Here is a 7,623-nt window from a genome sequence, read left to right on the forward strand (position 1 = left end):
GTACAGAGATGGAAGCCGCCCAATCTCAACTGGGATCAGCTGTTGCCCGGATTTTGGAGAGTAAAGCGATTCCTATCATACTTGGGGGAGGTCACGAAACCCTGTATGGCCATTATCTTGGGATTAGGAAATCCATTGGACCAAAAGCTAGACTAGGGATTATTAATATTGACGCTCACTTTGATATGAGACCTTATGAAAATGAAACTTCATCTGGCACGATGTTTAAGCAGATTTTGGACGAAGATCAAAGTTGTGGCTATTTATGTGTCGGAATTCAGAAGCAGGGGAATACGAAGGCACTGTTTGAAACTGCAGAGAGGAGTAATGTCGACTACATATTGGAAGAAGATTTGTCATTATACGAAATGGATGAAACGAAGCGGAGGATAAATGAATTCGCTAAGGAAAATGACTATATCATGCTTACATTATGTACGGATGTTATTGATTCAGCCTACGCACCTGGGGTAAGTGCACCATCGCCGTTTGGACTGGATCCGAAATTGGTCCGTGCCATTATTAGGCATATCGTATCGAATGAAAAGATCCTCTCATTTGATATCTCTGAAGTGAACCCTTCATTGGACGAAAATAATAAGACCGTTACATTGGCAGGGCATTTAATAAATGAGGTTTTGCTGCATTTTAAATAATGGACATGGGATGGCGGCAAATCCAATTCGGTCTTCCCAGAAAGAGCGTTTCTTTTCGTATCGACTGTTGGGGCTTTCCTTAATGTTATCTTCAATATTGAAGCGAAAAACCTTTAAAGCCCCCAGACTGTCCATGAATCATTCATGGACAGTTTTTTGCGCCTCCTTCACAAGGATTCATGGTCCTTGGCATTGCTTCGTTCGACTAACCATTTAAAGTATAAAGGCATGTGAATTTTCCATGCCTCTGCTAAGTTCAATACTGATACTTGTGGGTTTTTGGTTTATAATAACAACCATCTAGCCTTTTGAGGAGGGATTCCATGAATGAATATAAAGTAACGGTCAGGAATGGCAGTACCTTAATTTTGTCGGAAATCATTAAAGCTGAAGATGAAAGAGAAGTCCTTGGCACTCTTTTGATTTCCAGCGAATTATTTAATCAACCATTTACTGATATCAGGATTTTAGAAAGCTGATTTGTGCCTGCCCATTCCATTTGATACACTGTAATAAATCTTAATACGGTGGCGATATTATGTGTGGACGTTTCACTCTTTTCACTGACATAGAAGAAATAAAAGAACGGTTTGATATCCAAGGGTCATTTGATGAGGAATACCAATTCAGCTACAATATTGCTCCCTCCCAATCCGTGCTCTCCGTCATTAATGACGGGGTAAGGAACCGACTTGGATATCTTCGGTGGGGACTCATTCCTTTCTGGGCAAAAGACGAAAAAGCGGGCTACAAAATGATCAATGCCAGAGCGGAAACCATTGCTGAGAAAGCAAGCTTCAGGAATGCGTATAAGAAGAAGAGATGCTTGATAATCGCTGACTCTTTTTATGAATGGAAGAAGACACCAGAAAGAAAAATACCGATGCGGATAAAACTGAAGAATCATGCTCCATTTGGAATGGCCGGTCTCTGGGAATCCTGGAAATCTCCTGAAGGCATCAGCATCTATTCGTGCTCTGTTATAACAACTGTGCCAAATGAGCTAATGACCAGCATTCATGACCGCATGCCTGTCATCCTAAAACCAGAAGATGAAAAAGATTGGTTGAATCCTTCCATTAATGATCCTGCATATCTGCAACAGTATTTAAAATCATTCGATTCGGAACAGATGGAAGCATTTGAAGTATCGAATGATGTGAACTCGACTAAAAATAATTCACCTAACCTAATCCAACAAATTTGCTGAGAGGTCATTATACCTCTCAGAATGTAGACAACTCGATGAAGATCGAGTTTGTCTGCATTTTTTTTATGGTTTTTACAATTTGACGTCGCCTCAAGGCACTCGCTTTTCCCCCAGGAGTCTCGCACACCCGCTCCAATCAACTTAGATCTCTTTATAAACAGTAAGGAGTGCATGTGAAACACTTTAAAAATTAACCCTTGCGAAAATAGACAAAATGCTGTACTGTTATATTTGCTTTTCAAAACGACTTTCGATGTCACGAACTCAGGCAAGTTTCCAGCGTGGTACTTTTCTGGCAGGCATCGTAATTTTTAAATAATTATATAATGTAATCTTCTTATCAAGAGAGACGGAGGGACTGGCCCGAAGATGTCTCGGCAGCGGACTTAAATGGAGTGCTGTGCCAAATCCAGCAGGCTGATTTTCGCCTGAAAGATAAGGAGGGTGTTTTTTATAAATTAAAAGACCTCTTCTTGTTATTAAATAGAAGGGGTCTTTTTTTATGCCAGTTTTTTGCTACAGCTCCATGACTGGAAAATCAGGTAGGTTCAAATTGGAGTTATTTGCGAAAACTGTTAATAGAATAAGAGCTGTGACACATGTCGCGGGAAAAATAAAAAGAGGTGTACATCATGAGTGCAAACAATAAAGGGAATCCATGGGCATTGATCCCATTTGTCGTATTTTTAATTTTATTTATTGGATCCGGAATCATCACTAAAGATTTTTATTCATTTCCGGTGATTGTAGCGATTTCCATTGCATCGGCAGCTGCATTGGCGATGAATCGGAAAGAGACATTCAATGAAAAGGTTGATATCTTCTGTAAAGGTGCCGGGGACGCCAATATTATGTTAATGGTTATCATTTTCCTTTTGGCCGGCGCTTTTGCCGAAGTTGCCAATGGCATGGGGGCAGTTGAATCAACCGTGAATCTTGCCTTAGCTGTTTTCCCCCAAAATCTATTAATGGTGGGGATTTTCATCATCRCATGTTTTATTTCTCTATCCATGGGGACAAGCATGGGAACGATCGTTGCCCTGGCACCTATCGGGGTAGGGATTAGTGAACAAACTGATATTTCACTTGCCCTTTCAATGGCAGCCGTTATTGGTGGTGCGATGTTTGGGGATAACCTTTCATTCATTTCAGATACGACAATCGCTGCTGTCCGAACTCAGGGAACGAAAATGAAKGATAAGTTTAAAGTGAATTTTTTCATCGTTTTACCTGCAGCCATCATCACATGTGCCATCCTAGGAATTTTAACGATGGGTGAACAGGCTGACATTTCCCAACAGTCTTATGATTGGGTGAAGATTCTTCCGTATCTTTGCGTATTGGTCACTGCATTGGCAGGAGTCAATGTGTTCTTGGTCCTTTCCATAGGAATCGTATTTGCCGGAATCATCGGCTTGGCTGATGGTAGTTATCAACCGTTGGGTATCATTCAAAAAGTTGGAGAAGGAATGGCGGGAATGTATGAAATCTCCTTCCTTGCCATTTTAATTGCAGGTATGGTAGCTGTAATCAAACATAATGGTGGCATTGACTATTTACTCCACCTAGTGACACGAAATAGCAAATCGAAAAAAGGGGCGGAATTCAGCATTGCGGGGCTTGTTGGTTTAACGAACCTTTCAACGGCAAATAACACGATTTCGATTATCATTGCCGGGCCACTTGCCAAAAATATTTCTGAAAAATATGGGATTGATCCGCGAAAATCGGCGAGCGTCCTTGACATTTTTGCATGTTGTATCCAAGGGTTGATCCCATATGGAGCACAACTGCTTGTTGCAGCAGGGGTAGCAAAAATTTCTCCGTTAAGCATCTTGCCGTATTCATATTACCCAATCCTGATTGGACTTTGTGGCATCATTGCCATCCTGATTGGTTTTCCACGGTTTCAGCCGGGAAATGATGAAATGAAGAAACGTACCTCTTAAAAAGAGAATATAATAAGAAAACACCCTGAATCACTGGATGCAGGGTGTTTTCTGTATGGTAAATACATAAACATAATAAAGTTTTCTCATACTTTTCAATTTTTTTGCTTAATTCCGGTCCAAATTAATGATGGTTGTGTGTGAGACACCTGTCATGAATAGAGGACAACACCAACTAAACCGGAAAGAATAATTATATAGGCTGGATGCCAGCGTAATTTCATTAGGGCAAATAACGATAAACCAAAAACGATTAATAAGCTTATCGTATGCCATGAAAAGTTCACGGCTATCATATGATTGGAAAGTGCTAAACTGATCGCTGCAAAGATGATCAAACTAGTGACAATCGGTCTTAATCCATAAAACATGGATTGAATAACTGGATAATGATTCAATTTGCTGAAAAATGTGGCTATAACGGTTACGAATATAATGGCAGGAAGCAAGATTCCTAGAGCAGATGATATGGCTCCTGCTAACCCAGCAGTGGAATAGCCAACGAGAATGGCACTATTGGCGGTGACAGGTCCTGGGGACATTCCGGAAATGGCGATTATATCGGTGAATTCCTGCGTTGTCATCCATCCATGCTGTGAGACTTCCGATTCTATTACGGGAATCATGGCGTATCCGCCTCCGAAAGATACAAAGCCGATAATAAAGAAGGTGCTAAACAACTCCCACAATTCCATCATTCCATCACATGCTTTCTTAAAAATTAGTTAGACCCTATTTTGTGTTACCTATATGCCAGCACCCATGAAAGGTTCGAAATCATTTTCTTCTATTTTCCTATCTTTTTTGTCCATCTTGACATCGTAACCTAATTTTCTCTTAATGGAGATGGTCACAATACCCGCTAGAGCTCCTGCTAATATAACCATCACAGGGTGAAGAAAGAAGAGGACGGGAATTCCTGCTATTAAAATACAGAAAGTTGATTTGTCTACAACTGCGGTTTTTCCTATCTTGATAGCCGCATAGGCGATGATGGCTACAATGGAAGCTCTTATCGATATGAATGCGGATTCTACCTTCGGATTATCCTGTATGAAAAAATACACAATGCCCAGGAGCAGAACAATTAAAAAGGTAGGTAATGAAACACCGATCATGGCTGCCAATGCCCCCTTCATTCCGGCAATTCGATGGCCGATAAAGGTGGCGGAGTTAATGGCGACAGCTCCCGGTACGGACTGAGATAAAGCAAAAACATCCGTAACTTCTTCGCTTTTCATCCATTTTCTCTTTACGACCACTTCATTTTCGATTAAAGGGATCATCGCAAACCCGCCTCCGAATGTGACAGGTGCTATTTTAAAAAAGGTCCAAAATAATTGGAATAGAGTTTTCCATTGTCCTTTCATTGACATCAGTCACTTCCTTTGCATGCTTTGTTTAATTCTTATCATTAACATATCAAAGAAAAAGGGCTGGGTAAATTGCAACAAAATCATCGGGTATAACAAAACGTTATACCCAGAAGATTTATCCGTTTTATTAGAATGCCGCCAAAAATTGAATACCCTTAGAATGTATCTCACTATTTTCATTTCACCATTTACCTAATGATGCTATCATTTTAATAAACTATCTAAAAACATGGAGGTCGTTTTCTTGAAATTGGAAAATCTGAAAATGTTTTGTTTAGTGGTGGATGAAGGAAGTATAAGCCAGGCAGCGAGGTTAAGTTTCTTATCACAGCCGGCTGTAACACGGCAGATCCATCAACTGGAAAATTATTATAACACTTTGTTATTCGACCGTGAGGAAGGAAGGCTGAGAGTTACAGAAGCAGGAAAGCTGTTATACCCTTTTGCAAAAGCCATAGTAAATGACTTCAACCATTCAAAAGAAGTGATTCAGCAATCGACGGGGAAGTACAATGCAAATCTCATAGTAGGGGCTTCCTTGACTATCGGTGAGTATTTATTGCCTAGCTTGCTTGGGAGATTCAAAAAACAACAGCCAGAAATAAAAGTGACATTGACGATAAAAAATACGCCCCGGGTTCTGGAGGATCTTTCAAACGATGTCATTGATTTGGCCTTGGTGGAAGGACTTGTGGAAAACACCGATTTTATTGTAGACAAGTTCGCCGAAGACGAATTGATATTGGTATGTCCATCCGACCACCCATGGAAAGACAGAAAAGAAATTCAGCTAGAGGAATTGGGAAATGAAAGGATGATTTGGCGTGAATCCATTTCCGGAACACGGCTTATCGTAGAAAATATGCTAAGGGAGTATGGGGTTTTAGAAAAAATTGAAAGCTACATGGAGATTGGTAGTACACAAGCGATAAAAAGTGCGGTTGAAGCCGGACTTGGAATCAGCATTTTGCCAAGGTTGACAGTGGCAAGAGAATTGGAGCAAGGCTTTTTGCGGGAAGTGGATATATACAGAATAAATATGGCAAGAAATTTATGGCTAGTCAGGAAAAACAAGCGTTTTAATAAAATAGGGGTGTCTAAATTTGTTGATTTTCTTCAATAAGGATGGGACGCTGCCTTTGTTCACTCTTACAATTGGCAGCGTTTTCAGTTTCGTGATTAACGGCGTGGCCCCGGCAGCTAGCAAAAGTCATGGTAAATTGAATATACAGCATTGATTATAAAAGCTCTTCTCTATCGGGGGGGCATTATGTATTTGGTTATTCAGTCTTCGGTTAGACAAACAAAGGGGTTAATGGGCATAATAAAAGATCTAATGATGGTTCGGAGATGATATAGCGTGGAGTTAAAGGAAATAAAGAAGCTCGCCAATGCATTAAATGAAACAGCAACTTGTATATTGCTTGCAGTCTCGAACGAAACCGATGTCGGCTCCTATTCGTGCAATTGATGAAATCCAGGTACAAAAGCATAAAGCTAGTCTTGTCTGCCCACATTGCGACAGCCATTTTGTTGTGCGATTTGGTAAATACGTTATCAAAACATGTGCTGGAGAGGTGAAACAGCAGCGTTACAGCTGTAAAGCCTGCCATCAAACCTTCAACGACCTCACAAACACGCCTCTTCAACGCACCAGAAGACCACATAAATCTAAACGGGCAGTTTTGTTGAACAAGTTGTAAATTTTAAAGTAAGAGCATTTCTTTGTAATGAGAAGTGCTTTTTATTTTTGTTAWAATTAAAAAGATATTTCAATAACAATAATAATATAAATAAAAACAATATAAATTTACTGTAATACAATAAATAATATGCTAAAATCATGTTGTCATTAAATAGGTGAGGTGTTTTAAATGAATGTTAAACAAGGTTCAACGACTTTCTTAAAGGTAATTATTTTTCTGGCTGGAATTGCAGTACTTGCTTTGTGTATCTGGTTGCCTGAGATAGCCGTTAGAGATGCAAGGGTACATCCAGATACGGCTTACTTCCTAATCCCCTTTTTAGTATGTGCATACGGATTCTGTATTGCGTTTTCTGTTGCGTTTTATCAAGCATATAAACTATTAACCTACATCGAAAAGAACAATGCTTTCTCTGAATTATCCCTTAAATCTTTGAAGATTATAAAGAAATGTACTTTTACAGTCATTTTCCTCATTTTGTTAGGAATAGTAAGCTTAAGGGTGCTTGCTAAAGTTACAAGTAGTGATGATGCAGCGGGTCCTACATCATTATGTCTAATGGGTATTTTAGCAACAAGTATCATCGCAGCCATTGTGGACGCACTTCAAAAGCCATTAAAAAATGACCCAGATATAATGTCAAAAAATGAATGATTAACGGATATGTAAGACTTTGAATGGAAGCCTCAATTTTACGAACTAAATGATTCGCAGGCACCAGTTGAT

General features: G+C 39.7%; 8 protein-coding genes, 1 pseudogene and 1 riboswitch. Of the genes and pseudogenes, 7 read left to right on the forward strand and 2 right to left on the reverse strand.

The features are described 5' to 3' along the window. The 4 genes from AC1DVB_RS23895 to AC1DVB_RS23910 form a co-directional block, all read left to right on the forward strand. Nucleotides 1-656: formimidoylglutamase (locus AC1DVB_RS23895; RefSeq protein ID WP_477591269.1), on the forward strand; the 656-nt coding region annotated here is incomplete at its 5' end. A 323-nt stretch (nt 657-979) separates the two neighbouring features. Then, on the forward strand, nt 980-1,135 hold the full coding sequence (locus AC1DVB_RS23900; protein ID WP_156404305.1) for a hypothetical protein: 156 nt from the start codon (nt 980-982) through the stop codon (nt 1,133-1,135). Between the two features lie 59 nt (nt 1,136-1,194). Next, complete coding sequence (locus AC1DVB_RS23905) at nt 1,195-1,866, forward strand: SOS response-associated peptidase (RefSeq protein ID WP_336059855.1); 672 nt, start codon at nt 1,195-1,197, stop codon at nt 1,864-1,866. 334 nt (nt 1,867-2,200) lie between these two features. Continuing rightward, a riboswitch (SAM riboswitch) is annotated at nt 2,201-2,308 on the forward strand. Between the two features lie 190 nt (nt 2,309-2,498). Continuing rightward, nucleotides 2,499-3,815 carry a Na+/H+ antiporter NhaC family protein gene (locus AC1DVB_RS23910; RefSeq protein WP_477591272.1) on the forward strand — a complete coding sequence of 439 codons (1,317 nt, stop codon included), beginning with the start codon at nt 2,499-2,501 and terminating at the stop codon, nt 3,813-3,815. Between the two features lie 152 nt (nt 3,816-3,967). On the opposite strand, the gene AC1DVB_RS23915 is transcribed toward AC1DVB_RS23910, so the two are convergent. Together AC1DVB_RS23915 and AC1DVB_RS23920 are read right to left on the reverse strand one after the other, a co-directional pair. Next, nucleotides 3,968-4,513, reverse strand: a complete 546-nt coding sequence (locus AC1DVB_RS23915; RefSeq protein ID WP_477591274.1) for a chromate transporter — start codon at nt 4,511-4,513, stop codon at nt 3,968-3,970. Between the two features lie 48 nt (nt 4,514-4,561). After that, nucleotides 4,562-5,191, reverse strand: coding sequence for a chromate transporter (locus AC1DVB_RS23920; protein WP_235568112.1), 630 nt, complete (start codon nt 5,189-5,191; stop codon nt 4,562-4,564). 244 nt (nt 5,192-5,435) lie between these two features. On the opposite strand from AC1DVB_RS23920, the gene AC1DVB_RS23925 reads away from it, so the two are divergent. From AC1DVB_RS23925 to AC1DVB_RS23935, 3 genes and pseudogenes are all read left to right on the forward strand, one after another. Beyond that, complete coding sequence (locus tag AC1DVB_RS23925; RefSeq protein WP_057275938.1) at nt 5,436-6,314, forward strand: LysR family transcriptional regulator; 879 nt, start codon at nt 5,436-5,438, stop codon at nt 6,312-6,314. Between the two features lie 237 nt (nt 6,315-6,551). Continuing rightward, nucleotides 6,552-6,858: pseudogene (locus tag AC1DVB_RS23930) on the forward strand (transposase); the annotation flags it as partial. Nucleotides 6,859-7,065: 207 nt separating this feature from the next. After that, on the forward strand, nt 7,066-7,551 hold the full coding sequence (locus tag AC1DVB_RS23935; RefSeq protein WP_095678328.1) for a DUF2975 domain-containing protein: 486 nt from the start codon (nt 7,066-7,068) through the stop codon (nt 7,549-7,551). The last annotated feature ends 72 nt before the right edge of the window (nt 7,552-7,623 follow it).

This window comes from Peribacillus sp. P4_D6, assembly GCF_056401795.1.

Bases quoted from the DNA above. Each gene is read 5' to 3' on its own strand.
- AC1DVB_RS23900 (WP_156404305.1), top strand. From the start codon at position 980: ATGAATGAATATAAAGTAACGGTCAGGAATGGCAGTACCTTAATTTTG.
- AC1DVB_RS23905 (WP_336059855.1), top strand. From the start codon at position 1,195: ATGTGTGGACGTTTCACTCTTTTCACTGACATAGAAGAAATAAAAGAA.
- AC1DVB_RS23915 (WP_477591274.1), bottom strand. From the start codon at position 4,513: ATGATGGAATTGTGGGAGTTGTTTAGCACCTTCTTTATTATCGGCTTT.
- AC1DVB_RS23920 (WP_235568112.1), bottom strand. From the start codon at position 5,191: ATGTCAATGAAAGGACAATGGAAAACTCTATTCCAATTATTTTGGACC.
- AC1DVB_RS23935 (WP_095678328.1), top strand. From the start codon at position 7,066: ATGAATGTTAAACAAGGTTCAACGACTTTCTTAAAGGTAATTATTTTT.